Source organism: Maribacter polysiphoniae, from assembly GCF_003148665.1.
Classification (GTDB): Bacteria; Bacteroidota; Bacteroidia; order Flavobacteriales; family Flavobacteriaceae; genus Maribacter_A; species Maribacter_A polysiphoniae.
Map to the genome: position 1 here is coordinate 721,348 of NZ_QGGQ01000001.1, position 26,629 is coordinate 747,976.

At 41.4% G+C, this 26,629-nt stretch carries 27 protein-coding genes; 16 read left to right on the plus strand and 11 right to left on the minus strand.

Annotation, left to right across the window (positions count from 1 at the left end; genetic code table 11):
- The first annotated feature begins 246 nt into the window (after nt 1-246).
- Both ald and LX92_RS03025 read left to right on the plus strand, forming a co-directional pair.
- Complete coding sequence (gene ald, locus LX92_RS03020) at nt 247-1,347, plus strand: alanine dehydrogenase (RefSeq protein WP_109648776.1); 1,101 nt, start codon at nt 247-249, stop codon at nt 1,345-1,347.
- 126 nt (nt 1,348-1,473) lie between these two features.
- Nucleotides 1,474-2,169, plus strand: a complete 696-nt coding sequence (locus tag LX92_RS03025; RefSeq protein ID WP_109649058.1) for a zinc metallopeptidase — start codon at nt 1,474-1,476, stop codon at nt 2,167-2,169.
- Between the two features lie 46 nt (nt 2,170-2,215).
- Here LX92_RS03025 and LX92_RS03030 read toward each other — a convergent pair whose 3' ends face one another.
- Together LX92_RS03030 and LX92_RS03035 are read right to left on the minus strand one after the other, a co-directional pair.
- The gene (locus LX92_RS03030; RefSeq protein ID WP_109648777.1) at nt 2,216-2,686 is read right to left on the minus strand and encodes an Lrp/AsnC ligand binding domain-containing protein; all 471 of its coding nucleotides are present in this window, start codon (nt 2,684-2,686) and stop codon (nt 2,216-2,218) included.
- A 47-nt stretch (nt 2,687-2,733) separates the two neighbouring features.
- Complete coding sequence (locus LX92_RS03035; RefSeq protein WP_109648778.1) at nt 2,734-4,107, minus strand: saccharopine dehydrogenase family protein; 1,374 nt, start codon at nt 4,105-4,107, stop codon at nt 2,734-2,736.
- An 82-nt stretch (nt 4,108-4,189) separates the two neighbouring features.
- Between LX92_RS03035 and LX92_RS03040 the strand changes: the two genes are divergently transcribed.
- Nucleotides 4,190-4,588, plus strand: a complete 399-nt coding sequence (locus tag LX92_RS03040) for a DUF423 domain-containing protein (RefSeq protein WP_109648779.1) — start codon at nt 4,190-4,192, stop codon at nt 4,586-4,588.
- 90 nt (nt 4,589-4,678) lie between these two features.
- Here LX92_RS03040 and LX92_RS03045 read toward each other — a convergent pair whose 3' ends face one another.
- The 3 genes from LX92_RS03045 to LX92_RS03055 are packed head-to-tail and all read right to left on the minus strand — an operon-like array spanning nt 4,679 to nt 7,754.
- Nucleotides 4,679-5,425, minus strand: coding sequence for a uroporphyrinogen-III synthase (locus LX92_RS03045; RefSeq protein WP_109648780.1), 747 nt, complete (start codon nt 5,423-5,425; stop codon nt 4,679-4,681).
- A gap of 5 nt (nt 5,426-5,430) precedes the next feature.
- Nucleotides 5,431-6,087 carry a DUF4271 domain-containing protein gene (locus LX92_RS03050; protein WP_109648781.1) on the minus strand — a complete coding sequence of 219 codons (657 nt, stop codon included), beginning with the start codon at nt 6,085-6,087 and terminating at the stop codon, nt 5,431-5,433.
- Nucleotides 6,087-7,754 carry an ArnT family glycosyltransferase gene (locus LX92_RS03055; RefSeq protein ID WP_109648782.1) on the minus strand — a complete coding sequence of 556 codons (1,668 nt, stop codon included), beginning with the start codon at nt 7,752-7,754 and terminating at the stop codon, nt 6,087-6,089. Before LX92_RS03055 ends, LX92_RS03050 begins: the two co-directional genes overlap by 1 nt.
- Nucleotides 7,755-7,888: 134 nt before the next feature.
- Between LX92_RS03055 and LX92_RS03060 the strand changes: the two genes are divergently transcribed.
- Genes LX92_RS03060 through LX92_RS03070 form a run of 3 tightly spaced genes read left to right on the plus strand, consistent with a single transcriptional unit; the run spans nt 7,889 to nt 10,385 of the window.
- Nucleotides 7,889-8,617 (plus strand): polyprenol monophosphomannose synthase, encoded by a 729-nt coding sequence (locus LX92_RS03060; protein WP_109648783.1) that lies wholly within the window; start codon nt 7,889-7,891, stop codon nt 8,615-8,617.
- A gap of 2 nt (nt 8,618-8,619) precedes the next feature.
- Nucleotides 8,620-9,957: a dihydroorotase gene (locus tag LX92_RS03065; RefSeq protein ID WP_109648784.1), complete on the plus strand. Its 1,338-nt coding sequence runs from the start codon at nt 8,620-8,622 to the stop codon at nt 9,955-9,957.
- Nucleotides 9,957-10,385, plus strand: a complete 429-nt coding sequence (locus LX92_RS03070; RefSeq protein ID WP_109648785.1) for a DUF4296 domain-containing protein — start codon at nt 9,957-9,959, stop codon at nt 10,383-10,385. Before LX92_RS03065 ends, LX92_RS03070 begins: the two co-directional genes overlap by 1 nt.
- Here the strand turns inward: LX92_RS03070 and LX92_RS03075 are convergent.
- The gene (locus LX92_RS03075) at nt 10,366-11,376 is read right to left on the minus strand and encodes an NAD-dependent epimerase/dehydratase family protein (RefSeq protein ID WP_109648786.1); all 1,011 of its coding nucleotides are present in this window, start codon (nt 11,374-11,376) and stop codon (nt 10,366-10,368) included. The genes LX92_RS03070 and LX92_RS03075 overlap by 20 nt on opposite strands.
- A 103-nt stretch (nt 11,377-11,479) precedes the next feature.
- On the opposite strand from LX92_RS03075, the gene tyrS reads away from it, so the two are divergent.
- A complete protein-coding gene (tyrS, locus tag LX92_RS03080; RefSeq protein ID WP_109648787.1) occupies nt 11,480-12,775 on the plus strand; it encodes a tyrosine--tRNA ligase in 1,296 nt (431 codons plus the stop codon).
- A 9-nt stretch (nt 12,776-12,784) separates the two neighbouring features.
- Here tyrS and LX92_RS03085 read toward each other — a convergent pair whose 3' ends face one another.
- From LX92_RS03085 to LX92_RS03095, 3 genes are all read right to left on the minus strand, one after another.
- Entirely contained in the window at nt 12,785-13,765 is a 981-nt protein-coding gene (locus tag LX92_RS03085) for a LuxE/PaaK family acyltransferase (protein ID WP_109648788.1), read from the minus strand.
- A gap of 57 nt (nt 13,766-13,822) precedes the next feature.
- Nucleotides 13,823-14,146: a T9SS type A sorting domain-containing protein gene (locus tag LX92_RS03090; RefSeq protein ID WP_109648789.1), complete on the minus strand. Its 324-nt coding sequence runs from the start codon at nt 14,144-14,146 to the stop codon at nt 13,823-13,825.
- Nucleotides 14,147-14,321: 175 nt separating this feature from the next.
- On the minus strand, nt 14,322-14,630 hold the full coding sequence (locus LX92_RS03095; protein WP_109648790.1) for a T9SS type A sorting domain-containing protein: 309 nt from the start codon (nt 14,628-14,630) through the stop codon (nt 14,322-14,324).
- Between the two features lie 244 nt (nt 14,631-14,874).
- Here LX92_RS03095 and LX92_RS03100 point away from each other — a divergent pair, with 244 nt between their 5' ends.
- The 7 genes from LX92_RS03100 to LX92_RS03130 all read left to right on the plus strand — a co-directional run bounded on the left by LX92_RS03100 (nt 14,875) and on the right by LX92_RS03130 (nt 19,817).
- On the plus strand, nt 14,875-15,561 hold the full coding sequence (locus LX92_RS03100; protein ID WP_109648791.1) for a response regulator transcription factor: 687 nt from the start codon (nt 14,875-14,877) through the stop codon (nt 15,559-15,561).
- Nucleotides 15,561-16,607 carry a sensor histidine kinase gene (locus tag LX92_RS03105; protein WP_109648792.1) on the plus strand — a complete coding sequence of 349 codons (1,047 nt, stop codon included), beginning with the start codon at nt 15,561-15,563 and terminating at the stop codon, nt 16,605-16,607. Before LX92_RS03100 ends, LX92_RS03105 begins: the two co-directional genes overlap by 1 nt.
- Nucleotides 16,608-16,677: 70 nt before the next feature.
- Nucleotides 16,678-17,349, plus strand: a complete 672-nt coding sequence (gene trmB, locus LX92_RS03110) for a tRNA (guanosine(46)-N7)-methyltransferase TrmB (RefSeq protein WP_109648793.1) — start codon at nt 16,678-16,680, stop codon at nt 17,347-17,349.
- A 3-nt stretch (nt 17,350-17,352) separates the two neighbouring features.
- Complete coding sequence (locus LX92_RS03115) at nt 17,353-17,982, plus strand: LysE family translocator (RefSeq protein ID WP_109648794.1); 630 nt, start codon at nt 17,353-17,355, stop codon at nt 17,980-17,982.
- Nucleotides 17,979-18,314, plus strand: a complete 336-nt coding sequence (locus LX92_RS03120) for an MGMT family protein (protein WP_109648795.1) — start codon at nt 17,979-17,981, stop codon at nt 18,312-18,314. The genes LX92_RS03115 and LX92_RS03120 overlap by 4 nt, the downstream gene beginning before the upstream one ends.
- Before the next feature lie 118 nt (nt 18,315-18,432).
- Entirely contained in the window at nt 18,433-19,569 is a 1,137-nt protein-coding gene (locus LX92_RS03125) for an Mrp/NBP35 family ATP-binding protein (protein WP_109648796.1), read from the plus strand.
- 5 nt (nt 19,570-19,574) lie between these two features.
- Nucleotides 19,575-19,817: a NifU family protein gene (locus LX92_RS03130; RefSeq protein WP_109648797.1), complete on the plus strand. Its 243-nt coding sequence runs from the start codon at nt 19,575-19,577 to the stop codon at nt 19,815-19,817.
- A 15-nt stretch (nt 19,818-19,832) separates the two neighbouring features.
- On the opposite strand, the gene LX92_RS03135 is transcribed toward LX92_RS03130, so the two are convergent.
- On the minus strand, nt 19,833-21,569 hold the full coding sequence (locus LX92_RS03135) for an ABC transporter ATP-binding protein (RefSeq protein WP_109648798.1): 1,737 nt from the start codon (nt 21,567-21,569) through the stop codon (nt 19,833-19,835).
- 179 nt (nt 21,570-21,748) lie between these two features.
- Here LX92_RS03135 and LX92_RS03140 point away from each other — a divergent pair, with 179 nt between their 5' ends.
- Nucleotides 21,749-23,935 (plus strand): acylase, encoded by a 2,187-nt coding sequence (locus LX92_RS03140; RefSeq protein ID WP_109649059.1) that lies wholly within the window; start codon nt 21,749-21,751, stop codon nt 23,933-23,935.
- 174 nt (nt 23,936-24,109) lie between these two features.
- Nucleotides 24,110-25,783 carry an AAA family ATPase gene (locus tag LX92_RS03145; protein WP_109648799.1) on the plus strand — a complete coding sequence of 558 codons (1,674 nt, stop codon included), beginning with the start codon at nt 24,110-24,112 and terminating at the stop codon, nt 25,781-25,783.
- Between the two features lie 76 nt (nt 25,784-25,859).
- Here the strand turns inward: LX92_RS03145 and LX92_RS03150 are convergent, their stop codons facing one another.
- A complete protein-coding gene (locus LX92_RS03150; RefSeq protein WP_223308317.1) occupies nt 25,860-26,516 on the minus strand; it encodes a hypothetical protein in 657 nt (218 codons plus the stop codon).
- Between the last annotated feature and the right edge of the window lie 113 nt (nt 26,517-26,629).

Here is a 26,629-nt window from a genome sequence, read left to right on the forward strand (position 1 = left end):
ATTTTTGGAGGGCGGCTTCTTTTTTTTTAGAAAAGTAATTTTTATAAATTAAATGAATTACCCCCTATAAAAATGTAGTATATCTATTTAAAAAGTTAAAAAAATAATTACACCCCCTAAAAAATAGGGGTATATAATGATATAACAATGTATTTTGTCGAATTAACCCCCTGTTTTTCAATACATAATTTTTTTATTCCAAACAATTGTCACAATTTTACCTGCATATTCTAAAAATCATATCCAATGACAGTAGGTATTCCAAAAGAGATTAAGAACAACGAAAGTAGGGTGGGCATGACGCCTGCCGGTGTTTTTGAATTGGTGCACAAGAACCATAAGGTGTATGTGCAATCCGGAGCTGGGGAAGGCAGTGGCTTTTCCGATGATGATTATAAACAGGTGGGTGCCATTATATTGGATACAATTGGTCAGGTGTATAGTCTAAGTGAAATGATCGTAAAGGTCAAGGAGCCTATTGAGGAAGAATATGGCCTCATTCAAAAAGGACAGGTTGTTTTTACTTATTTTCATTTTGCATCCAGTGAACCTCTGACCAAAGCGATGATCGAAAGGGAAGCCATATGTATTGCGTATGAGACCGTGGAGGATGAGGAAGGTACATTGCCGCTGTTAACACCCATGTCCGAAGTTGCGGGCCGAATGGCGATTCAGCAAGGCGCTAAATATTTAGAGAAGCCCAAAAAAGGGCGTGGTGTTTTACTAGGGGGTGTTCCCGGTGTACCTCCAGGTAGGGTCTTGGTTTTAGGAGCTGGTGTCGTTGGAATACAGGCCGCTAAAATGGCTGCTGGTTTAGGGGCCCATGTCACAATCCTCGATATCAACATGAAACGCCTACGGTATGTCAATGACGTAATGCCAAGTCATGTGGTCACCGAGTTTTCGAATGAATATAATATTCGAAAGCATGTTAGAACCCATGATTTGATTGTAGGTGGGGTATTGGTCAAAGGGGCTAAAGCTCCTAATTTGATAACCCGTGACATGCTTAAAACGATGCATCCTGGTACGGTAATCGTCGATGTTGCCGTAGATCAAGGGGGATGTGTGGAAACCACTAGGCCTACCACCCATGAAGATCCTATTTATATTATTGATGATGTGGTTCATTATTCAGTGGCCAATATGCCGGGTGCGGTACCGTACACTTCTACAGTGGCCCTTACCAATGTGACCTTGCCCTATGTTTTGGCCTTGGCCAATAAGGGGTGGAGAAAGGCCTGTGCTGAAGATGAATCTTTGAAAAAGGGGTTGAACATCGTTGAAGGGGAAGTTATTTTCAAAGAAATCATTGAAGCCTTCGGTTGGGATGCTGCAATGGCATAAAAAGTACATTTTGTCAGTAAAATCAACCCCGTCAATTTTGGCGGGGTTTTTGTTTTAAACAGTATCCATCCTTTAAAGATGGGAAACTTTAGTATTTTAGTTGATAATAGTAAAAACAGAAAAGTTATGATGGGATATTATATATTGATTGGTGCCATTGCCTTAGTGAGTTGGCTGGTGAGCAGTAAACTGAAAAGTAAATTCAAGTTCTACTCCAAAGTACATTTGCAAAATGGAATGAGCGGTGCGGAGATTGCGGAGAAAATGTTGGCGGATCATGGAATCAGGGATGTAAAAGTGGTCTCTACCCCGGGAATGCTGTCGGATCACTATAATCCAAAGAATAAAACCGTTAATTTGAGTGAAGGGGTTTATAATCAAAGAAACGCCGCCTCAGCGGCCGTTGCTGCCCATGAATGCGGCCATGCCGTTCAGCATGCCCAAGCCTATGAGTGGTTGACCTTAAGGTCTAAGTTGGTGCCTATTGTCAGTGTTACCTCAGGAATGTCTATGTGGGTTGTTTTTGGAGGATTGATGCTCGGTGCAGCTGCTGGGGTAGGATTCGGATATTGGGTAGCCGTTGCAGGTTTGGTAATGATGGGCATGGCCACTTTATTCAGTTTTATAACCTTGCCAGTTGAATATGATGCCAGTAATAGGGCATTGGCATGGCTAAAGGCAAAACATATAGTGACACAGGAAGAATACAAAGGTTCGGAAGATGCTTTGAAGTGGGCTGCCCGTACTTATTTGGTGGCAGCCATTGGTTCCTTGGCCACTTTGGTGTATTGGGGATTGCAAGTATTGGGAGGTAGGGATTAATTGTCTCCCAACAATAATATGGAAAAGACGCCTATGGCGTCTTTTTTTATATGGTGATCTGTCTGTCGATCTGTTGGTTCAGGGAAATAAAGGTTTCTGTCCTTGAGACACCTTCGATTTGTTGTATTTCTTTATTCAATACATGCATTAAATGCTCATTATCCTTACAGAGTACTTTGATAAGGATCGACCAATTTCCGGTGGTGTAATGGCACTCCAAAACCTCTGGTATTTTTTCCAATTGTTTTACGGCGATAGGATTGCTCATGGCCTTATCCAGATAGATGCCTATATATGCCATTGTGGTGTAGCCTAACACCTTTGGGTTGATGATGAATTTAGAGCCCGACAATAACCCCGAGGCTTCCAGTTTTCGTAGGCGTTGGTGGATTGCGGCACCGGAGATGCCAATACTCCTGGCAATCTCAAGAACTGGTTTTCGGGCGTCATTCATTAAAAATCTTAGGATTTCCTTGTCAATTCCATCGATTTTTACATTTTTATCGTCAGATTTCATAGTTACGTTTCAAAATGAAAGTAAAAATACGGAAATTAGATGAAATGTTAATTGCCTACACTATCCGGGTTGTAACCTAAATACGGTACCTCGTATTCCTTGAAATTGATTCCATAGTTCTTCAATTCCTTTAAAATAGGGTCATAGACCTCCTTGGATATGGGTATTTGAACTCCGGGGGTCTTGATCTTTCCGTTTAAAATCAATAGGGTGGCAATGGCAACCGGGAGTCCCACGGTTCGCGCCATAGCCGTATGAAAGCGGTTTTCGCCAATGACGACCATATTGGAATCGATCTGCAATTTTTTACCGTGGAGTTCATAGCCAAACTTATGGTACATCACGATCATATCCTTATCGTCCTCATCCAAGGTCCAGCTATCCTCAAGTATCAATTGTAGGATTTGTGCCGGGGTGGCATGGTCTAAGGGAATGGTCTTTTTTGAATCAAAAAGATTCAGTTCGGATAGCATTTCCCATTTGCTGTCATCCTGGTCTATTTTGAGATAATGTCTTAGTTTCAATTCAACCGAATCGGTTGGGGAATAGGGCAGGAATAAATTCGTGAATTCACGGTATGACATTCCTTTTGAGTTTTCAATGGTATAGCTGTCATCGGTCATGCCCAGCTGTACGAACATATTCCATGCTTTGGAAAATCCTACCCTGCGCATCGTGCCCCTGTAAAGGGTAAGGGCATCCTGTAATCCGTATGCCTCACGGTATTTTAGGGAATCACGATTCGCATAACCTTCGAACTTACCGTATCCCTCAATTTCGAAAAATTCGGTTCGTCGAAATAGCTTATGGTAGGGTATGTATTTATAGGTGCCTTCCTGAATGAATTTTGCTGCACCACCCTGTCCGGCCAAGACAACATTCCTAGGATTCCAAGTGAATTTGTAGTTCCAGAGGTTATTGTCACTTTCGGGGGCGACCAAGCCTCCGGTAAACGATTCGAAAAGGATTATTTTTCCGCCTTGATCCGTAATTTGGTCAATGACCTGCATAGCGCTCATGTGGTCGATTCCTGGGTCTAGACCGATCTCGTTCATGAAGATGAGGCCTTTTTTCCGTACGGTTTCATCAAGGGCCTGGATTTCATTACTGATGTAGGAGGCGGTAACAAGGTTTTTATTCAATTCGACGCAATCCTCTGCAACTTGGATATGAAAACGGGCAGGTAGCATAGAGACCACAATATCACTGTTTTTAATGGCCTTTTTGCGATCGTCATTCTTTAGTATGTCTAAATGGATTACCGTACAATTGGGATGGTCCATTACCGAAGAAGGAATCCCTTCTGGATGTATGTCGCCAATGGTAAGGTGCAGTTTTTCGGAAATGGATTTCTCCAAGAAGTAGTCCAGTAAATATGAAGTTGATTTACCAGCACCTAAAACAAGTATTTTTCGCAACATGAACTTTGATTACTTTTACGGTTAAAACGGTTAACTAAGGTATCAAATTGTGATATATATAAATAATTAGGCAGATTAAGTTATGAACAAAACAATTTTTAGTACGGGTATTCTCTTAGGGGTGCTTGCTGTTATTTTGGGTGCTTTTGGGGCGCACGGTTTGGAAAAAATGGTTGATGCGGATGCGATACAGACCTATGAAACGGGTATTCGGTATCAAATGTACCATGCCTTGTTCCTGATGATTTTGGCGAATACGCGTTTTGTGGGGGAGGAGAAGAAGAAAACTGTGTTTTACCTTATACTTATTGGGGTTGTGTTGTTTTCGTTTTCGATTTACCTTTTGGCAATCAATGCATTGGTCGCTTTCGATTTTAGAAAAATAGCCTTGTTGACCCCGTTAGGAGGAACCTTATTGATTGTAGGTTGGTTGGTGTTGGCGTATCGGGTGATCAAGGGTAACCCGAAGGTGGATCAATAGTATGGCACGGTGTTTTTTATGCGTGCCGTGTGGATATATTGCTTGACGGTATTGCGTCATAAAAAAGGCCTCAAAATTGAGGCCTGATATTTATTTTTTGTTTACCGTGGTTATATACTTCTGTAGCGCCATGGTCATTGATGGCGTGTCGGGTGTCGGCGCTTTAATGTCTATGCGCAGACCAGCCCCTGTGGCCGCTTTCACTGTGGAATTTCCAAATACGGCAATGCGTGTGTCCTTTTGTTCAAAATCCGGGAAATTCTTAAGCAATGATTCTATTCCCGATGGACTAAAGAAGACCAAAACATCGTAATATACATCCCTCAAATCAGAAAGATCACTGATAACCGTTTTGTAAAAGATACCTCTTTTCCAGTCAACACCAAGTTCATCCAAGGCTTCTGGCACTTGTGATTTTAAAACATCGGAGGAAGGAAGAAGAAACTTTTCATCCTTGTATTTTTTGATCAAAGGAAGAAGGTCGATAAAATGCATTTTACCTACATAGATCTTACGTTTTCGGTAGACCACATATTTTTGTAAATAATAGGCAACCGCTTCGGACTGGCAAAAATATTTCATGGAGTCCGGTACTTTGAAACGCATTTCATCGGCTATCCTAAAGAAATGGTCTACAGCATTTCTGCTACAAAGAATGATGGCCGTGAAATTCTTTAAATCTATCTTTTGTTGACGAACGCTTTTGGCATCAACTCCTTCAACGTGAATAAAAGGTCTGAAGTCTACTTTAACTTTTTCCTTGTCAATGAGTCTGGAATATGGGGAATTTTCCATTTTAGGCTCAGGCTGCGATACCAAAATTGTCTTTATTTTCATAAATCCTAGTCTTTTAGATAGCTCCCGATGAGGATTAACGGTGCGATTTCAAGAGCGCAAAGGTACAAAATAAAATAGAAAAAATAGCTTGTGATCAATTTTTGATGATTCCTCAGGATTGTGATCCAGCCGATTATGTTTACCAATAAAATTAGGAGAATGGCCACATATACCACAGGTTTGGAGCCTAATAGGATGTAGGTTAGAATGATATTGGCCAAAAACATGATCATACCACTGTAATTGAAATAGGACAATTTCTTGAAAAGGACCTCAGTAATCATTTTTTTAATGCCAAAAATGTATCCATTACCCAGCTGCAATCCCAATTTAAGGAAGATATAGACGATAACGGCCCCTATAATCCACGGAAAGGCCAAAGCCTTACTGGAATGGTCGTTTTCCATTATGATATTCAGGGCCAGGTATATGAAAAGGGAAAAGTTGATAATCAGGAACAAGCCCCAAAACAAATTAAACCAATTCATCAGTTTCTCCTTTTTGTTGTACATGAAAATGTACTTGTTGTTAAAAGGAAGTATGATGAAATTCAAAAATCGGGAATAAAACACATTTTTTGCCAAAACCAAGAATAGAAGGCTTAGCACCACCAAGATGGTTATCCAATCGTTCGTAATCGTATTTCGAAGAATGGCCTCCATTAGTCCAATTTTATCGTTTTACTGTTCAAGCCGTATCGCAAACCGTTTTCAGAAATTACAATTTTAAAATATTTTGGGGCGTCGGTTTTCTTCGGCTTTGGTAGTTTAAACGTGAAAAGTGTGGAATCATTGGAAGAAAGATGCATTAATTGTGCATTTTCGGGAACCAGGTCCACGCCAACAAGTTCCTTAAATTGCTTTGCTTCATTCAAATAGGCAATGGCGAACTTCAATTTTTTCAAGGCAATATCCTGGTCATAAGGATTATACAGCTTTACCACATGCCTTTCATCATTCAATTCGAATTTTTCATCTTCGACAATACAGCGTAATTTTCTGAAGGATTCAAAATCATCCATAAACATACCATAATATATGCTGCCACTGTCCTTAGGGAAGGCAATGTCCTTTTTGTCCAGGTATTTTGAAATGTAGAGTACCTTCTTGTGTTGTACCGCTTCTTCCGAATTATCTATTGAATATTGGTTCTGCCGATAGTTGATGTTGTTCAGGGAATAGGAGGTTTTTCCTGTATAAAAAGCATACATGGGCGCATTGCGGTATGAGTTTTCAAAGACCACGGGGTTATCACCTGCCTTTGATTGTATTAGAGCCATCCAGGCTTTATTACCGTGTGTTTCGTAATGGATGGGGAACAATGGTTCGTAAATTAATCCGATCCTGAGAATAAGGATAATGGCAATGTTTATAAGGGCAAGCCTAAAGAGCCATTTACGGATATTTTCGTGCTCCAACATATAGGAAAAGACAAGAATGGCCATAGGTATTGAAACAACGATGATCCATTGGGTCTGCACCCGTCGGTTGAAACTCGATATAAAAAAGAAAATCAAGACGCCATAAGTTAGATAAAGTAGGGCCTTTGTAAAGAGGTCCTTGGCACGGCTTTTAGCCAGGGCATAGTAAACGAACGGGAATGTAAGTCCGAAAATCGCCACCAGGTTCACCAAAAAACCCAAAGTGTATTTGTTGAAGTTATATGGGGCATTGGGACGTTCGAAAAGATGGTATTTTATGGAGATGTAATCGTGTTCATATAGCCATAAAAAATGGGGGAAATAGCATAATAAAGCTGTGATTACGGCTAGCCATGCATATTTGTTAAGGACCAATTTTAGGTTTGAGAGCAGCACAAAGAAAATTACCAGGACAGCATGGTATTTACTGTACATGAGTGCAGCCATGATCACTCCCAATAGAAGCCCAAGGACAAAGGATGGTTTTTCAATGAATTTCTTGTATACCAATAGAAATAATGCGGTAAAAAAAAGCAACGGAGTATCCGGTAAGGTGAAAAATCCGTAGGCATTGAGCAAGGTCATCGAGAAAACGAGGGCAAAAAAATGAGGCACGTACTTTTTCTTGTTGGGATTGTCAATGGCCAGCCACAATAAAATAAAGGTACCGGCCGATAAGAGGCAACTAACAAAACGCACCCCTAACTCACCATCGAAGAAATAACTGCCGATTTTAATCATTAGGGCAACCATGGGAGGATGGTCAAAGTACCCCCAAGCCAGGTTTTTGGCATAATGCCAATAATAGGCTTCATCAAAAATCAGTTCTGTGAAGTTGGCCTGTAAAAGGTTAAGGATCAATATGGATCCCAACAGGTAATAAAATAGTTTAGGTAATTTCAATGACATTGATGATTGTTGGTTTGGGCGTAAAATTACAAATTCTACATGGTAACCAAAAGGTTAAAAAAAATGATAAATAGGAAGTTCGAATTTCCCAAAAGCGTTTAAAAGACTATTTTTGTGTAAATTGAAAGAAGTTTATGGCAGGTAGTTTGGTCATTATCCCCACGTATAATGAGATTGAGAATATTGATGCGATTATAAGGGCTGTTTTTGCGTTGAAGAAAGATTTTCATGTGCTGATTGTTGATGATAATTCACCCGATGGCACAGCTGATCATGTGGTGGGGATGCAAAAGGAATTCCCCGATAGGTTGTTTTTGGAAGTACGTCACGAAAAATCAGGATTGGGTACGGCCTATATTCACGGGTTTAAATGGGCGATTGCCAAGAAATATGATTATATTTTTGAGATGGACGCCGATTTCTCACACAACCCAACCGATCTTTTGCGATTGCATAAGGCTTGTGAAAGCGGGGCTGATGTCGCTGTGGGCTCCCGGTATAAAAAAGGGGTTAATGTTGTTGACTGGCCGTTGTACCGCATATTGCTTTCCTATGGGGCGTCGTTTTATGTAAAATTGATCACGGGAATGCGTGTTCATGACCCAACAGCCGGGTTCGTATGTTATAGACGTCATGTGCTCGAAAGTATAAATCTGGATTCCGTAAGGTTTGTAGGCTATGCTTTCCAAATTGAAATGAAATTTAGGGCCCACCTTAAAAAATTCAAAATAGAGGAAGTATCGATTATTTTTAAGGATAGGGAAAAAGGGAAATCAAAAATGAGTTCTTCGATAATAAGTGAGGCTGTTTTTGGGGTTATGAAAATGAAGCTTAAAAGTATTTTCCAAAAAAATCAATTCTGATTATGGGTAGGGTTCTGATTAAAAATGTGAATATCGTCAATGAGAACAGGGTTTATGAATCCGATGTTCTGCTCGAGGACGAGATCATTCTTAGGATAGCCCCATCCATTAGCGATGCCAACGCAAAGGTTATCGATGCATTTGGTAAGTTCCTACTCCCAGGCCTTATCGATGATCAAGTACATTTTAGGGAGCCCGGGCTAACCCATAAGGGTGATATTGCCTCGGAAAGTAGGGCTGCTGTTGCAGGGGGAATTACTTCCTTTATGGAACAACCGAATACCAACCCCCAAACTACGACCCTTGAAAAACTCGAAGAAAAATTCGCAAGGGCGGCAGAAACTTCCTTTGCCAATTATTCTTTCTTATTCGGGGGTACCAATGATAATCTGGAAGAAATAAAACGACTGGACAAGAATGCCTGTTCGGGTATTAAGCTCTTTTTAGGATCTTCCACGGGGAATATGCTGGTCGATAATGAGGTGGTTATCGAAAACATCTTTAGAAATACCGAAATGGTTATCTCCGCACATTGTGAGGATGAAACGACCATAAAACGAAATTTGGCCGAATACCGGGAAAAATACGGCGACGACATTCCTATTAAATACCATCCGCTGATTCGAAGTGCCGAAGCTTGTTATCTTTCTTCCTCAAAAGCGATTGCCTTGGCGAAGAAAACCGGAGCAAGGTTTCATGTTTTCCACCTATCGACGGGTATTGAGACCGATTTGTTTCGCAATGACATTCCGTTAATGCAAAAGAAGATTACCGCGGAAGTATGTATACACCATCTTTGGTTTTCAGATGCGGACTATGATGCCAAGGGCACATTGATCAAATGGAACCCTGCGGTAAAATCGGCGGGGGACCGTAGTAAACTTTGGGAAGCACTACTTGATGATCGTATCGATGTCATTGCCACGGATCATGCGCCCCATACCTTGGAAGAAAAGAACAATGTGTATACCCAGGCCCCTTCAGGAGGTCCATTGGTACAACACGCATTGCCCGCAATGCTTCAAAAATACCATGAGCAAGTGCTGTCCTTGGAAAAATTGGTCGAGAAAATGTGCCATAATCCAGCAGTGTTATTTGATATTGATAAACGGGGTTTTATCCGGGAAGGGTATTATGCCGATTTGGTTTTGGTCGATTTGGACGATCCTTGGAAGGTTACCAAGGAAAATATCGCCTATGAATGTGGTTGGTCCCCTTTCGAAGAAACTGTCTTTACCTCAAAAATCACCCATACCTTTGTAAATGGCCATTTGGCCTATGAACATGGGGAGTTCTCAAAACAGCGAAATGCAAAACGCTTAACTTTCAACAGGTCGTAATGAAGAATTTTATAGTAGTGGTTTTTGTTCTGATTTTGTGTTCCTGTGGGGAGAAACTGATCAAAGAACCGGATGGTTTAATCCCAAAGGACGAAATGGTCGATATCCTTAGTGATTTGGCCATTTTAAATGCGGCTAGGAATGCCAACCCGAAGATATTGGAGGAACAGAATATAGAGCCTACACGTTTCGTTTTTGAAAAATATAAGATAGATAGCCTGCAATTTGTCACCAGTGATACGTACTACGCATCCTTGCCTAAAGAATATGAGGCGATGTACTTGGAAGTCGAGGAGCTTCTCAATAAAATAAAAGATAGCATGACTGAGGCCAAAAAGATAAAGGACAGCTTGCTGATGGACAGTAGGAATAAAAAAAGTCCCATAAAAAAACCGAATATAAAAGAGGCTAAGGATTCTCTTCCTTGAATATTTTACAACAAAAGTTGATGGTTTCCTTCATGTCCTCAAATTGAAAACCAAGTGTGTCTTTGATTTTTTGATTATCATAGACCTCCGGTTGCATTAAGGATTTTATGGTCTTCTTGGTGATTTTTCGCTTACCACCGGTCATGAGGCTTCGTAAATAGTCAAAAAACCGGGCCAAATTCAATTGCCATACCCTTAATATTTTGGATGGAGCTTTTTTCCCCAATGCTTTGGCCAATATGGACAATATCTCTTTATAGGTTATGTTTTCTGCAACGGCAATGAATCGTTGGTTGACAATTTCTGAATGCATGAGGGTGGTCATCATTTTAACAACATCGTTCACGGTAATGAAACCAGTACCTCCCGGCGGGTAGTAATTTTTGGCATTGTTGGCGATCGAGAAAAGATTGCCACTGCCTTGTTGCCAGAACCCAGGGCCGATAATTACGCCCGGATTTATGATAACAACGTTTAGACCTTCTTGCGAACCACGCCAAACTTCCATCTCGGCCCTGTGTTTCGTTAGTGCATATACATTTGCCTCTTGGCCAGACCAATCATTTTCCTCGGTGGCTTTATGGCCTTCTACACTTTTTCCAATCGCCCCGATGGTACTCACATAACACAGTTTCTTGACCTTATTCGACAGGCAAAGGTTTACAATATTGGCAGTGCCCAGGGCATTTACCTTCTTTAGTTTGTAATAATCCTTAGGGTCAAATGAAATTAGTGCGGCAGCATGGTAAACGTAATCCACATTCTTGAATGCAGTCTCCAAGGCAGGGATGTTATTGATGTCGGCCAATACCCAATCAATAGCGTCAAAAAGCTCCGAAGCTTTCTCTTTTACGTAGTAAGAAAATACTTTTTCAACCTGTTTTAGATTACTGTCCTCCCTGTAAATTGCACGGACTTTGGTGTTGTTTTGAAGCAAATGCAACAAAAGATGTGCCCCAACCAATCCCGTACCACCTGTTACCAAAACCATAGTCCAAATTTAGGTAAATAAAGGCTAATAAAACCAATTTCAAATAGGGAATGGCAATGTAATTCCTTTTATATTTGCAGTTGTTATCAAAATAAATACAGAAATGCGCACAAATTTCGTCGAAGAATTAGGATGGAGAGGAATGTTACATGATGCGATGCCAGGCACCGAAGAACATCTAATGAACGGTATGCAATCGGCCTATGTGGGGATAGACCCTACGGCTGATTCACTTCATATTGGTCACTTGGTAGGGGTAATGATGCTACGACACTTTCAATTGGCAGGCCATAAGCCTTATGCTTTATTGGGAGGTGCAACGGGTATGATCGGTGATCCATCGGGAAAATCACAAGAACGGAATTTGCTGGATGAGGCTACTTTGCGTACAAATCAAGAAGCACTTAAAGCCCAATTAAGCAAGTTTTTGGATTTTGATAGTAACGCTGAAAACGCGGCGATCTTGGTCAATAATTATGACTGGATGAAGGACTTTTCGTTTTTGGGGTTCATCAGGGATGTTGGGAAGCATATCACCGTAAATTATATGATGGCTAAGGACTCCGTTAAAAAACGGTTGTCGAGTGAGTCCAAAGAGGGTATGTCTTTTACAGAGTTTACCTATCAGTTGGTTCAAGGCTATGATTTCCTCCATCTGTATCAGCATAATAACTGTACCCTTCAAATGGGGGGTAGTGACCAATGGGGGAATATCACCACGGGTACCGAGTTGATTCGACGAATCGGAGGCGGTAAGGGTTACGCTTTGACATGTCCTTTGATCACCAAGGCCGACGGTACGAAATTTGGAAAAACAGAGGGCGGTAATGTCTGGTTGGACCCAAATAGGACCTCACCTTATAAATTTTACCAATATTGGCTGAATACTTCCGATGAAGATGCCGCAAAATATATCAAGATTTTCACCTTCCTTACAAAAGAGGAGATTGATGGTTTGATTTCCGAACATGGGGAAGCGCCACATTTAAGGCTCCTACAAAAGCGTTTGGCCGATGAGATCACGGTTATGGTGCATTCCCAGGAAGATTTGGAAAATGCCAAAAAAGCGAGTAATATCCTTTTCGGAAAATCAACTTCGGATGATTTGAAAGGTTTGGATGAGAAGACGTTTTTGGATGTTTTTGAAGGTGTGCCCCAAGCTAATATCCCAATGTCAGAATTGGATAGTGGTTTGGATATGATTGGGGCCTTAGCGGCCAAAACAGGATTTCTAGGTTCCAATGGGGAGGCCCGAAGGGAACTGAAACAAAATTCGATTTCGGTAAATAAAGAGAAAGTCAAGGAGGATTATTTGATAACTGCCAAGGACTTGATTAGCGATAAGTTCGTGCTGTTACAACGCGGTAAAAAGAATTATTTTCTTTTGGTGGTTGGTTAGTGAACCAATTTACATGACCATTAGGTTGCAGCCACGAATATCGGAATGGTCAAAACGACCCAATATTTCAAAGGATCGGTCTTTGGATTTCTTACCAAGATCTTGTGTTGCTATGAACGAACAGGAATTGATATTGGCAAGGTCAATGACATTGATTCCGCCAGTTTTTCCATCGGGGAGGTAACTCAATGGATCTTCGGTATCCCTGATCAATACCTTCATCCAGGGTGGGGTCTTGAAGATGCCATTTCCTTTGGAATAGGCTTGGGAAAGCAATTCCGTCATACCGTACTCAGAATGGATTTCTGATACCCCAAAGCCTTTTTTCAGGATATCATGAAGTTCTTCCCGGATCAATTCCTTTCGTCGGCCTTTCATGCCTCCCGTTTCCATGACCAGTGTATTGTTAAGTTGCAAAGTGTGTTCTTCAACTACATCCAATAAGGCGAAAGAAACACCGATTAGCAATGTTTTTACGCCTTGGTTATCGAGTCTGGTCAAGGTTTCGACCAATGCGTCAATTTCTTTCAAATAAAACCCACTGTCGGCATGGTTGCTTTTTTCAATCAGGTCATTGACCATGTAGATCAATGAAGATCCACTGCGTTCCAAATAGGAGGGCAGAAGGGCTAAAATGCAATATTGGGAGACATCGCCATAGAAATGATCAAACCCCTTGGTAAAGCTTTGCCCATACAGTTTCAATTGGGTCACGTAATGCTTGCTGGTAACCTGTCCCGTTGTTCCGCTGCTCGAAAAGACAATCTGTTCCTGGTCTTTGGTCGCAACGACTTTTTTTGATTTGAAAAAATCAATGGGCAAAAAAGGAATTTGCTTAAGTTCTTTGACGTTGGATTCCGTTTTGTCCAAATAATGGCAGAATTCCTTGTAAACGGAATTGTTCCTCAGCTGAAACCTGAATACATCGATGGCCATGGATTCAAACTCCTTTTCAGTGCTGATGTTGAATATTTGGGTAGTGTCGATCATTGGTTTTCTAACCGCAAAGATAATGATACGACAAATTGATTTCAGCTAAAACGGGACTTATTTCACTACCAGTTTTCGGGTAATGGTATTGTTGTCCTCAGTTAGCTGTATCACATATACCCCAGGTACCAACCTGGAAATGTTCAAGGAAGTATTGGTGGTTCTTTCGGTTAAGACCACCTCGCCAAAGACATCATAGACGATGATTTCCTTACGCGCATTTTTCTCGGTAGTCACGTAGACCACATCATCGTATGCGGGATTTGGATAGAGTTTAAAGCCTGGGATTTCCTCTTTTCGGTCAGTTGTGAAATCCACGGATTCTTGCGCATAAAACACAAAGGAGCATAGCATAAGTAGGATAGCGTAGATTTTTTTCATAAGTATTGATTTGGGATCAACACCATAAAGGTAATGAAAGGGGTTCCTTGCAATTTAGAATTGTTGTGAAATTCGATAAAATGTAGGTGAATAAGAGCAGAGGTGCTTTTTGTCGATGTTTTTTGCTTTTCATCGAAGGGGTGATTCCCGCTTCAACACCTTAAAAAGGGAATAACTACTTAATAATCAGTTTTCTGGTGGCGATTTTGTTCTTTTCGAATACGCGTAGTACATAGACCCCGGCATCCAATTCAGAAACATTCAATTCTTCCCTAAGTAGGGTGGTTTCCATAACCTGTGTTCCCAAGACATCGAAAATAAGGATTTTTTTAGGGGCTTTTTCCGTGGTAATGATATATACCTTGCCATTGCTAACGGGGTTGGGATATAATTTAAAACCATCAATATCCCCATTGGGCTTGGCATCTTGTGCATAGCCTATCGAAATAAAAAGTAAAAAGAAAACGAAGTATAGTTTCTTCATATAGAGTTTATAGCAAATGGTATACCACAAATATACTAATATTTGTACTTGATGGTTGGTGTAACACTGGTATTGCAATAAAAAATCGATGAAATGCATAAGTAGGTAAATTGATCTTCGGGGGTGTGTAACCTTTTCATAATCTAAATGTTATGATAACGTTACGAATTGGAGTGCCTGTCAAAGGGTTCCGTGTAATAGTATTATCTTTACTTTTACGCTTAGTAATGAATTCAAACTATAAATGAAAAAGAAGGACCTTAAAATACTTTTGATCGATGATGAGCCCGACATCTTGGAAATAGTGGCCTACAACCTCACTACAGAAGGTTATCAGGTTTTTACAGCCAAAAATGGTGTTGAGGGTGTGGCTGTGGCAAAGAAAAAATTACCCCATTTGATTATTTTGGATGTAATGATGCCCGAAATGGATGGCATCGAAGCGTGTGGTATTATCCGTAAAATCCCTGAGTTGGAAAATACGATTATTACCTTCCTTACCGCCCGTGGTGAAGATTATTCCCAATTGGCGGGTTTTGATGCGGGAGCTGATGATTACATTACAAAACCGATCAAGCCCAAGGTTTTGGTCCGTAAGGTAACGGCACTTCTCAGAAGGTTCAAGGAAGAGACTCCCGTGGCAGAGGAGATTTTTAAGGTTGGGAATATTGTGATCAACAGGGAAGAATATAAAATTGTCAATAACGGTACCGAGATCATCTTACCTAGAAAAGAGTTCGAATTATTGTCCCTGCTCACCTCTAAACCCAATAAGGTGTTTAAACGTGAAGTGATTTTGAATAAGGTATGGGGCAATGAGGTTGTTGTTGGTGGACGTACGATTGATGTTCATATTCGGAAACTTCGTGAAAAAATCGGTGACGAACATTTTAAGACCGTTAAGGGTGTGGGCTATAAGTTTGTGCTATAATGGCTACCCATGTAAAAAAGTCCTATAGGTTTGCCCTAAGATCGGCATTCTTTATTACCGTATTTTCCTCTTTGGTGCTTTTTGGTCTACTCTGGTTTTTTGAAACCTTAAACCTTATTCTTTTAGGGGTATTTGCGGTATCCACATTTGTAAGTTCATTGATTGTCTTACAGATGCGGATAGAAAAATTCATATACAGGAGAATAAAGAAAATATACGATGATGTGGCCCTATTGGAGTCGACCAGTCTTACTTCCGGTCCTATAACCACGGATATGAAGACACTTACGGCGGAGATCGAGAAATTTGCCAAAGACAAGAGAATTGAAATCGACACCCTGAAAATCAGGGAAGCTTACCGAAAAGATTTTCTCGGCAATGTCTCCCATGAATTAAAAACGCCACTCTTTACCGTGCAAGGGTATATTTTGACCCTGCTCGACGGGGCCATGGAAGACAAGAACATCCGTAAAAAATATTTACAAAGGGCGAGTAAAGGGGTTGAGCGCCTTATCTATATTGTAAAGGATTTGGATATGATCACCAAACTTGAGGTTGGTGATTTGAATCTGGAACGGGTTGATTTCGATATCATTGAACTGATTGAGAATGTTTTCGATCTGTTTGAGATGAAGGCAGCTAAAAAGAAGATTGTGTTGACCTTCGATATGGAATATAAGGACCCTATCATGGTGTATGCCGATCGCGATAAGATACAGCAGGTTTTGACCAATCTATTGGTGAATTCAATCAAATATGGGCAAGAAAACGGTACTACGGAAGTAAGCGTGGAGAACTTGATCAAGAATAAGGTGATCGTTCGGGTGACCGATAATGGCGAAGGAATTGCCGCGAATCATATACCCAGGTTGTTCGAACGGTTTTATCGGGTTGATAAAAGTGGTAGTAGGGCTGAAGGTGGATCAGGCTTGGGACTTTCCATCGTTAAACACATTATGGAGGCCCATGGTGAAAAAATATATGTAGAGAGCGCGGAAGGGGTTGGGTCAGAATTTTCCTTTACCCTGGAAAGAAGCCATTCCTAAAACAAAAGGCAAGTTGATTTTGCCAAAAAGTATTTCCTTAGATTTGCCGCAGGATTTAATATAACGTGCAGTGGGAAGCAAGAACAAGCTAAAAAGATTTAAGGAAAACGAGACATTCAAAAATGTGGTTCAACCCAGTCGGAAGGAAATAGAGGATGGTTCCTTTCCGTTAAAGGGGAATTGGAATACCCATTTTGGCAATGATAACCCGATAGTTTTGGAATTGGGTTGTGGCAAGGGGGAATACACGGTGGGGTTGGCCCGGATGTATCCCGATAAGAATTTTATAGGGATCGATATCAAGGGGGCCCGTCTATGGAGGGGCGCCAAAACAGCCATCGAGGATGGCATGGGTAATGTGGCCTTCCTTAGGACACAAATTGAACTTGTAGATCGTATTTTTGAACAAAATGAAGTGGCCGAGATTTGGATTACCTTTCCAGACCCACAAATAAAATACAAGCGCACAAAACATAGAATGACCAATGAGGTTTTTCTTAAAAAATATGCTCAGATATTGGTTGAGCGCGGATTGGTCCATTTAAAAACCGATAGTGAGTTTATGCATGGCTATACTTTAGGGCTTTTGCATGGCACAGGTCGTGAAGTGATCTATGCGAATCATGATGTGTATAAGAATGAAGGGAGCCCCAAAGAAGTATTATCAATACAAACTTTCTACGAAAAGCAGTATCTTGAACAAGATAAACCAATAACCTATATCAAGTTCCGGATAAATTAACCCATGACACATCTGCTTATTCTTTTTTTTGTCACCTTTTCAGCGGCGTTCATGGCCACGGTTCCGCCTGGGCTTTTGAACATGAATGCGGCGAAAACCAGTGTTGAAAAAGGGAAATTGAATGGGATTATCTTCAGTCTGGGTGTCTCTACCATGATTATGATACAGGCTGTGATAGCGGTTTATATCTCTAAATATTTACACAGAAACCCTACCGTTGTCGAGGTTTTGCTTAAAATCGCGGTGTTGGTATTCGCCTTTTTGGCCATTTACTTCTTTATGGCGGCAAGAAGCAATAAAAAGAAGGTCGTAAAGCAGGTCAACATCAGTAAACGCAACAGCTTCTATAAAGGCATGCTTTTGGCGGCCATCAATTTATTGACCATACCCTATTACAGTGGATTGAATATTATGTGGAATGCCTCAGGATGGATAAATTTCGAAGTTTGGGATATCGTGGTGTTTGTGTTGGCTGCGGGTGGGGGAACCTTTTCGGTCCTTTATATGTATACGGTGTATTTCAATAAATTAGAGAACAAGACCGATCGATTTTCAAAGAATTCAAACTATATATTAAGTGCGTTGATGGTCGTCCTTTTATTGATTACCATTTATAGGATTTTTAACCGATGAAACCTGATAATACCAATTTTTTCCAAAAAGTCTATGAGGTTGCCAAGCTCATCCCATATGGAAGGGTGACCTCCTATGGGGCCATTGCCAAATACCTCGGTGCTGCCCGTAGTGCGCGAATGGTCGGTTGGGCTATGAACGGATCGCATAACATGCCCGATGTGCCCGCACATAGGGTTGTGAACAAAATAGGGTTGCTTACCGGGAAACATCATTTTGACGGGACAAACCTTATGCAGCAGCTGCTCGAAAGTGAGGGTGTAAAGGTTGTGGACAATCAGATCATCGATTTTGAAAAACACTTTTGGGACCCTTTTAAGGAGTTGGGATAATTCAATAGAAATCATCTATATCCGAACATCACTTTTCAATACAATAACTTTAGCTTCTCAGCCCTAAGGCGTATCTTTGTTTTTTTAGATTGAATTTATTTTAAGAACAATTACCGCTATGAAATTGAACAAGCAAGATATCTTAAAAGCCTTAGAGCATATTACGGTTCCTGGGGAAGGTAAAAACATGGTAGAGAGTGGCGCCGTAAAGAATGTGCAGATATTCGGCGATGAGGTTGAAATTGATATTACCATTAACAATCCAAGCCTTCAGGCGCGTAAAAAGACGGAAGTCGAAATTCTTAAGATCATTCATCAAGAAGTCTATGAGAAAGCCAAGATAAAAATAAACCTTACCGTTGATGCACCGGCCAATCCCAAGGTCAATGAAATCAAGGGAAAACCAATTCCGGGTATCCAGAATATTATAGCGGTGGCTTCAGGTAAAGGGGGTGTGGGTAAATCCACAGTAACGGCGAATTTAGCGGTTACCTTGTCTAAAATGGGCTTTAGTGTAGGATTGTTGGATGCGGATATTTATGGTCCATCAATGCCTATAATGTTCGATGTTGCCCAAGAAAAACCTTTGGCTGTTACCATAGATGGCAAGTCTAAAATGAAACCTGTTGAGAATTATGGGGTTCAATTATTATCCATAGGATTCTTTACCGATGCCAATCAGGCTGTAATCTGGAGAGGTCCCATGGCTGCCAAGGCCCTTAATCAAATGATCTTCGATGCCCATTGGGGCAATCTCGATTTTTTATTGATCGATTTACCTCCAGGCACTGGGGATATCCATTTGAGTATTATGCAGGCGATGCCGGTAACCGGTGCCGTGGTCGTAAGTACCCCCCAAGAGGTAGCACTTGCGGATGCGCGCAAAGGGGTAGCGATGTTCCAACAGGAAAGTATCAACGTTCCGGTTTTGGGTATTGTTGAAAATATGGCTTATTTCACTCCTGATGAATTGCCTGATAATAAATATTATATCTTTGGTAAGGAAGGGGCCAAAAATTTGGCTGAAGATTTAAATGTTCCATTTTTAGGGGAGGTTCCCTTGGTGCAAAGTATTCGTGAAGCAGGTGACGTAGGTCGTCCTGCCGCATTGCAGGAATCCAGTCCTATTGCAGCCGCCTTTGAGGATATTACCAAGAAGGTTGTTCAGGAAATGGTAAACAGAAACGAAAATCTGCCTCCTACCGAGGCTATAAAGATCACAACCATGGCAGGTTGCTCTACAGTAAATAAGTAAAGCGTATGACATCGAATGATATAAGGATCAATGTTGAGAAAGCCCTTGAGGAAATCCGCCCATTTCTACAAAGTGATGGGGGGGATATTGAGCTTATTTCGATAGATAACGATAGTTCCGTCAAGGTCAGGTTACAAGGGGCCTGTGTTGGCTGTACTGTAAATCAAATGACCTTAAAGAGCGGGGTGGAAATGACCATTAAGAAATACGCCCCCCAAATCGAGGAGGTAATCAATATTATTGATTAGTCTGTTTTTATCTTATTAGATCCTGGCCTGATAGGTAAATAGGTTATAGTAACGACCTTCTTTGGCAATAAGTTCATCATGCGTTCCCTGTTCTGCGATTATCCCATTTTCTATGACTAGGATTTGATTGGCCTTTCGAATGGTACTAAGCCTATGGGCAATCACGAAAGTGGTACGCCCTTCGGTGAGTTTGGCCAAACTCTTTTGAATGAGGGCTTCGCTCTCGGTGTCCAAGTTGGAGGTGGCCTCATCCAATATCAATATTCGGGGATTGGCAAGAACGGCCCTAGCGATGGCGATTCGTTGCCGTTGTCCACCGGATAGTTTAATACCACGCTCTCCGATCAATGTATCCAGGCCATCATCAAAGCGATCGGTGAATTCATCAACATAGGCCGCCTTTACGGCACTTATCAATTCTTCCTCACTGGCACTGGGCCTAGGGAATAATATATTCTCACGAATGGTACCTTCAAACAGAAAATCGTCTTGCAGAACGACCCCCAAGTATTGGCGAAAACTGTTAAGGTCGACCTTGGAGAGATCTTTGCCATCAATTCGGATCTTACCCGATTGCGGATTTAGGAAACTGGCCGCCAAACCTGCAATGGTACTTTTGCCAGAACCTGAACTCCCGACCAATGCCACTACGGATCCCGATTTTACCTCAAACGATATATCGTGAAGTACCTCTTTGTCTTCCTCGTAAGCAAAGGAAACATGCTCAAAGGCCATATCCCCCTTAACATCATCCAGTACAATGGTACGTTGGGTTTCATCAGCCTCCGGTGTCATATTCATCAATTCTTCAGTACGGTCCAATCCGGCCAAGGCTTCGGTCAATTGACTTCCTATATTACTCATTTGTACGATAGGGGCCACCATGGTTCCCAACAACACGGTGAACATTAATAGATCCCCAATAGTCAGTTCACCCTGCATGATCTTATAGCCTCCAAAACCCATTACCCCCGTGGTGGCAATGCCAATCAGGAAGGTAGAGGAGCTGGTCATAAAGGCTGTTGTAGTCAAGCTTTTCTTTACATTCTGGAATAATTCATCAACCCCGGCCTCAAACACCTTATGTTCCTGTTCTTCAGCATTGAATCCTTTGATTACCCGAATACCTCCCAGGGTCTCTGTCAATCTTCCTTTAACCTCCGCATTGATTTTACCACGATTACGAAAAATAGGACGAATGATCTTAAAGGCCTTAAGGGCGATTATCCCGAAAACCGATAAGGGTACAAACGTAAATAAGGTCATACTGGGACTGATCCGAAGTAATAGAACCAAGGATACAATTGCCGTGATAATGCCACCGACCAACTGTACCAGGCCTGTGCCAATAAGGTTACGTACCCCTTCAACATCGGACATTATACGAGAAACCAAAGCCCCGGATTTGGCGTTGTCAAAGTAACTAATGGGCAACGAAAGTACTTTTTTCTGAACCTGTGCCCTTAATTCCGATATCATATATTGGGCTTGTACGCTTAGGATCTTGGTCAAAAGGAAAGAGGTGACCGACTGTACCAAAATCGCCAAAATAACTACTGCGACCAATACCTTTAGCATTTGAACATCATTGTTGGCAATAACATCATCAATCAGATATTTGGAAGCGACTGGGGTAACAAAACTTGCTGCCCTGCTGATAATAATCAATAACAAGCCAATAAATACTAGATTCCTCCTTGGCCAAATAATGGTTTTAAAGGCAGTTAGTATACTTACTTTTTTATGCGACATTTATAGGGTTTCAATTTTAGGAGCCTGCAAGTTACTCCAAAAAATTCGGGATTCGAATCCTAGCTTATTACGGAGTGGTTTTTTGTGTAAAAATTAGCATTTCAATGTTCAGTCCATTACATTCACAATACCCAAGTCGATTGATGTCTACTTTTTTTAATAGTATAGAAACCAATGATATGAAGATATTTTATTTTTTGATTTTTTTAGGTTTGTGTTCCTGCGAAACAGAAGAACTAGCAACGGAACTTGCCGCTTGGGAGGCCCAAGCCGATAATGTTACAATCATCCGGGATGATTTTGGCGTACCCCATATTTATGGAAAAACGGATGCGGATGCGGTTTTCGGACTGCTATATGCCCAATGCGAGGATGATTTTAACCGTGTGGAGCAAAATTATATTTGGGCTACTGGCCGATTGGCTGAGGTAGATGGGGAGGAAGCCCTGTACAGCGATCTGCGTGCAAAATTATTCATGACAGAGGAAGAGGCCAAGGCCAATTATGAAAATAGTCCGGAATGGTTGAAGAAGTTGTGCAATGCCTTTGCTGATGGGATAAACTATTATTTGTACACCCATCCTGAGGTTAAACCAAGATTATTGAACCATTTTGAGCCTTGGATGCCTATGTATTTCAGTGAAGGTTCCATCGGAGGGGATATTGAGCGTATATCAACCGAAAAGGTGAAGGCTTTTTATGAAAGCGGAATGCAGATACAAGCAATGGAAGCACTGCAAATCAAAAAAGAAAAGGAAATCGCCGAACCCCAGGGGTCTAATGGAATTGCGATCTCAGGGAAGTTGACAAAATCGGGCAATACAATGCTTTTAATCAATCCACATACGTCATTTTATTTCCGGGGAGAGGTGCATGTGGTCAGCGAGGAAGGGCTCAATGCCTATGGGGCCGTTACTTGGGGACAGTTTTTTGTGTATCAGGGATTCAATGAAAAAACAGGGTGGATGCATACATCTACCTATACCGATGTTATGGATGAATTCAAAGAGACCATTGTAAAAATGGAGGATAGTCTCATGTATCGGTATGGGGAGGAATTACGTCCAGTCAAGGAATCGAAAATTACGTTACGGTATAAGAAAGGGGATACATTATTGGCGAAAGTATTTCCTATCTACCGTACCCATCACGGTCCTATTACCCACATGGTCGACGGGCAATGGACGGCTTCCGCCATGATGTGGGAACCTGTAAAAGCCCTTGAGCAATCCTATATACGTACCAAGCAGGACGGTTATGTAGGGTTTCGGAGAATGATGGATATTCGCACCAATTCCTCCAACAACACGGTCTACGCCGATGCAGGGGGTAATATTGCTTATTTTCACGGAAATTTTGTGCCTAAACGGGATACGCAGTTCGATTATTCCCAGCCTGTTGAGGGCAGTAACCCTAAAACCGATTGGCAAGGGTTACATACGGTAGATGAGAATATCTTACTGCTAAACCCAGAAAATGGTTGGTTGCAGAATTGCAATTCCACGCCCTATACGGCTGCCTTGGAATTTAGTCCGAAAAAGGAAAACTATCCTGCCTATATGTCTTTAGACCGTGAGAACTTTCGGGGGGTGCATGCTATAGGTCTTCTAAAGGATAGAAGCGGTTATACCTTGGACAGTTTGATCCAACTGGCCCATGACCCCTATTTGCCCGCTTTTGAAAAATTGATTCCTACATTGGTCACTGCCTATGGCAAGCATCGGGGTGCCCATCCTGGATTGGGAGCTGCTATCAATGTTATGCGTAAATGGGATTTCAAAACTTCAAAAGAATCGGTGGCCATGACCTTGGCCCATTATTACGGTACAAAGGTCTTACACTGGAGCCGTTCATTAAAAATGCAAAAAAGGCCAACCCAAATGGAATTGTTCAACCATGTGGAAAAATACATTTCAGCGGAAGAAATGTTGTCCTTGTTCGAATCGGTAGTATCCGGATTGGAGAAGGATTTCGGTACTTGGGAAATGCCCTGGGGTGAAGTGAACCGTTATCAACGTCTCAATGGGGCTATTCGCCAACCTTTTGATGATGCCAAACCCAGTATTCCGATTGGTTTTGCCTCAGGGCGTTGGGGGGCTTTGGCGGCTTATGGGGCCCAGTATACCAACAACACGAAAAAAATCTATGGCACTCGTGGCAATAGCTTTGTGGCCGTTGTCGAATTTGGTGACCGCGTTAAGGCCAAAAGTATATTGGCCGGCGGACAAAGTGGCGACCCCGAATCCCCTCATTTTGATGATCAAATCGAACGGTATGCCAATATGCAGTTTAAAGACGTTGCTTATTACAAGGAAGATGTCCTGAAAAAAGCAAAAAGAACCTATAAACCTGGGGAAAGGAGGTGATTACTGTGTTTACTATTAGGGTTACTTAAAAACCACTTGACCTAAATGCAGGAAGCAGCCATAACCCAATGCAAATGTATTTAGGGATTTGTTTTTAGGGATTTAATGGATATCTTCCAAAAGTATTTACTTTTTAAAAGCTACTAATTTTTAAGTGGTTCAAATCTTAGGATAATGCAACAAGAAAAAGCGCTGGCGATTTTAAAATCGGGCAAAAATGTTTTCCTTACAGGTTCCGCTGGTACGGGAAAGACCTATGTACTCAATAAATATATCTCTTATTTAAAGGAGCGTAAGGTGCCCGTGGCAATTACTGCTTCTACGGGGATTGCCGCGACCCACATGAATGGAATGACTATACACTCATGGGCGGGATTTGGTATTAAGGAAAGGTTGACCAGAGCCAATTTGGTGACAATGCGCACCAAGAAATATCTTAAAAAACATTTGGAAGAGGCCATGATCCTTATCATTGATGAGATTTCAATGTTGCATAAAAATCAATTGGATATGGTCGATGAGGTACTTCGTTTTTTTAAGGAGGACGATCGTGCTTTCGGGGGTGTTCAGGTTGTATTATGTGGCGATTTTTTTCAATTGCCTCCAATAGGAAGGTACGATGAGAAAAGTAAGGACAAATTTTCATTTATGTCCCAAGCATGGTTAAATGCGGATTTAAAAATATGTTATTTGACCGAGCAATATCGTCAAGAAGAAGATAATGTCCTGAACGGAATCTTAAGTGAGATCCGGTCGGCAGCTATTTCGCCTCGGATCATAGAACTACTTAAGAAAGCGGGGACAAATGTTTTGGGTAAAAAGGAAACACCGACCCAATTGTTTACGCATAATATGGATGTAGATCGGCTAAACACCTTAGAGTTGGAAAAACTGTCTGGCCGTTCAAGAAAGTTCAAAGCCTCTACCAAAGGCAATAAAAAGTTGGTAGAGACCTTGAAAAAATCCGTTTTGGCCCATGAGTTTCTCGAGTTAAAAATAGATGCCAAGGTTATGTTCGTCCGTAACAATCCTGAGCAGGGCTATGTCAATGGGACTTTGGGTACGGTCATCGATTTTACCGAAGAGGGATTCCCTCTTGTAAAGACATTTGATAAAAAGCGCATAACCGTAAAACAAGAAACCTGGGGCATTCATGATGATTTTGGTAAGGTGTTGGCAAGCTTGGACCAAATACCACTACGATTGGCATGGGCCATTACCGTTCATAAATGTCAGGGTATGACCTTGGATACCGCCTTGATCGATCTTTCCAAAACCTTTGAACGGGGGCAGGGTTATGTTGCACTTTCCCGATTGAGGGACATTGAAAATTTACAGCTTTCGGGGTTTAATGAAATGGCCCTAAGGGTCGATGGACTGGCACTCAAGGCCGATATACGTTTTCAGGAACTTTCCCAAATCGCAGATGCCGAGTATGATGATAAAACTTTGGAAGAAGAAACGAGGCAATTTATCAAAGCATGTGGTGGACTTACAAATATTGACGAAATCAAAAAGCACTCAAAAAAAATTAAGGAGAAGAAAGTAAAAAAACGATCGACTTATGAAATTACCTTGGGATACCTAAAACAAAAAATGCCTTTGGAAAAAATCGCCGAAGAGCGTGGATTGTCAAAAGGGACCATTTCAGGTCATTTAATCCGATTGCGAAAAGATTTCCCGAACGAGGACCTTGATTTTTACAGACCTGATGCTGTATTGCTTGAAAAAGTAGCGAACGCCAGAAAGAAAATAAAAGAAGATACCACAAGTTTAAAACCGTTACATTTTGCACTCAACGGAAAGGTAGATTATGAGGATATTAAATTGGCATTGGCTTTTTTGTAGGTAAAGCATTCTTCCTTAATTGGGTAAGCTCCGTTCCCAAATTACAAATCGATAAAACTAAAAGAACTACCCAAAGCTACTCCTTTGTAATGATCAAGGTTGCTTTAGAGCCCTCGGACAGTAACCATTTATTGGAATATATTAAATTACCTAGATCATCGTACACATCGACCTGTGCGGTATTAGGGCTGGAAGAACCTTCGTTCAGTGCTTCAAAATCCAAGCGGTTAAAGCCTTTTTCCAAGTCTACGTTTATTCCTTTAAAGCTGGCTGTTAAAAGCACATTGTAGTCTACGATTTCACCGTTCAATGAGATTTTCACCCGGTCGCCATCCACGTATTCATGGTCGCGACAGACGATGCCCACGAATTTTCCATTGCTTTTGATATCACCTAGATATTGATCGCCGAATTTTTCCTTGGTACCTCCCTGTTTCTCGGAGCGCCCTACTTTTGGGTCCAGTTTTAAATTATGGCCAGCTTGGAGCATTCCATTATCAAGATTCATATTAACAGGCATTCTGGTGAGTGAATCCCTTAGGTTGATATTCGGTTTAGGGTCAATTATGGAAGGAATATTCAAGGCAGCACCCTTGGATGTGTTATTGTTGTTATCGGGGGTCGTAAGTGGTCCGATTTCCAATGGGGTACTATTGGGAATATCGGTTTGTGCCGTCGCATGGAAGGACAGCATCAGCAATAAAGTAAAAATGAAAACAGTTCTTATGTACATTACTCAGCCGTAAATTTCGGAATAAAGATAGCAATTACCCTGCCATAGGGACTTAAAGGCCTGTTAATTTCGTTCAGTTGTTGATGTGGCGGGGCATTTATAGTGCTAAAAAG

Excerpts from the sequence above, each read along its gene's own strand:
- ald (WP_109648776.1), top strand. The coding sequence starts at position 247 with ATGACAGTAGGTATTCCAAAAGAGATTAAGAACAACGAAAGTAGGGTG.
- LX92_RS03025 (WP_109649058.1), top strand. The coding sequence starts at position 1,474 with ATGATGGGATATTATATATTGATTGGTGCCATTGCCTTAGTGAGTTGG.
- LX92_RS03030 (WP_109648777.1), bottom strand. The coding sequence starts at position 2,686 with ATGAAATCTGACGATAAAAATGTAAAAATCGATGGAATTGACAAGGAA.
- LX92_RS03035 (WP_109648778.1), bottom strand. The coding sequence starts at position 4,107 with ATGTTGCGAAAAATACTTGTTTTAGGTGCTGGTAAATCAACTTCATAT.
- LX92_RS03040 (WP_109648779.1), top strand. The coding sequence starts at position 4,190 with ATGAACAAAACAATTTTTAGTACGGGTATTCTCTTAGGGGTGCTTGCT.
- LX92_RS03045 (WP_109648780.1), bottom strand. The coding sequence starts at position 5,425 with ATGAAAATAAAGACAATTTTGGTATCGCAGCCTGAGCCTAAAATGGAA.
- LX92_RS03050 (WP_109648781.1), bottom strand. The coding sequence starts at position 6,087 with ATGGAGGCCATTCTTCGAAATACGATTACGAACGATTGGATAACCATC.
- LX92_RS03055 (WP_109648782.1), bottom strand. The coding sequence starts at position 7,754 with ATGTCATTGAAATTACCTAAACTATTTTATTACCTGTTGGGATCCATA.
- LX92_RS03060 (WP_109648783.1), top strand. The coding sequence starts at position 7,889 with ATGGCAGGTAGTTTGGTCATTATCCCCACGTATAATGAGATTGAGAAT.
- LX92_RS03065 (WP_109648784.1), top strand. The coding sequence starts at position 8,620 with ATGGGTAGGGTTCTGATTAAAAATGTGAATATCGTCAATGAGAACAGG.
- LX92_RS03070 (WP_109648785.1), top strand. The coding sequence starts at position 9,957 with ATGAAGAATTTTATAGTAGTGGTTTTTGTTCTGATTTTGTGTTCCTGT.
- LX92_RS03075 (WP_109648786.1), bottom strand. The coding sequence starts at position 11,376 with ATGGTTTTGGTAACAGGTGGTACGGGATTGGTTGGGGCACATCTTTTG.
- tyrS (WP_109648787.1), top strand. The coding sequence starts at position 11,480 with ATGCGCACAAATTTCGTCGAAGAATTAGGATGGAGAGGAATGTTACAT.
- LX92_RS03085 (WP_109648788.1), bottom strand. The coding sequence starts at position 13,765 with ATGATCGACACTACCCAAATATTCAACATCAGCACTGAAAAGGAGTTT.
- LX92_RS03090 (WP_109648789.1), bottom strand. The coding sequence starts at position 14,146 with ATGAAAAAAATCTACGCTATCCTACTTATGCTATGCTCCTTTGTGTTT.
- LX92_RS03095 (WP_109648790.1), bottom strand. The coding sequence starts at position 14,630 with ATGAAGAAACTATACTTCGTTTTCTTTTTACTTTTTATTTCGATAGGC.
- LX92_RS03100 (WP_109648791.1), top strand. The coding sequence starts at position 14,875 with ATGAAAAAGAAGGACCTTAAAATACTTTTGATCGATGATGAGCCCGAC.
- LX92_RS03105 (WP_109648792.1), top strand. The coding sequence starts at position 15,561 with ATGGCTACCCATGTAAAAAAGTCCTATAGGTTTGCCCTAAGATCGGCA.
- LX92_RS03115 (WP_109648794.1), top strand. The coding sequence starts at position 17,353 with ATGACACATCTGCTTATTCTTTTTTTTGTCACCTTTTCAGCGGCGTTC.
- LX92_RS03120 (WP_109648795.1), top strand. The coding sequence starts at position 17,979 with ATGAAACCTGATAATACCAATTTTTTCCAAAAAGTCTATGAGGTTGCC.
- LX92_RS03125 (WP_109648796.1), top strand. The coding sequence starts at position 18,433 with ATGAAATTGAACAAGCAAGATATCTTAAAAGCCTTAGAGCATATTACG.
- LX92_RS03130 (WP_109648797.1), top strand. The coding sequence starts at position 19,575 with ATGACATCGAATGATATAAGGATCAATGTTGAGAAAGCCCTTGAGGAA.
- LX92_RS03135 (WP_109648798.1), bottom strand. The coding sequence starts at position 21,569 with ATGTCGCATAAAAAAGTAAGTATACTAACTGCCTTTAAAACCATTATT.
- LX92_RS03140 (WP_109649059.1), top strand. The coding sequence starts at position 21,749 with ATGAAGATATTTTATTTTTTGATTTTTTTAGGTTTGTGTTCCTGCGAA.
- LX92_RS03145 (WP_109648799.1), top strand. The coding sequence starts at position 24,110 with ATGCAACAAGAAAAAGCGCTGGCGATTTTAAAATCGGGCAAAAATGTT.
- LX92_RS03150 (WP_223308317.1), bottom strand. The coding sequence starts at position 26,516 with ATGTACATAAGAACTGTTTTCATTTTTACTTTATTGCTGATGCTGTCC.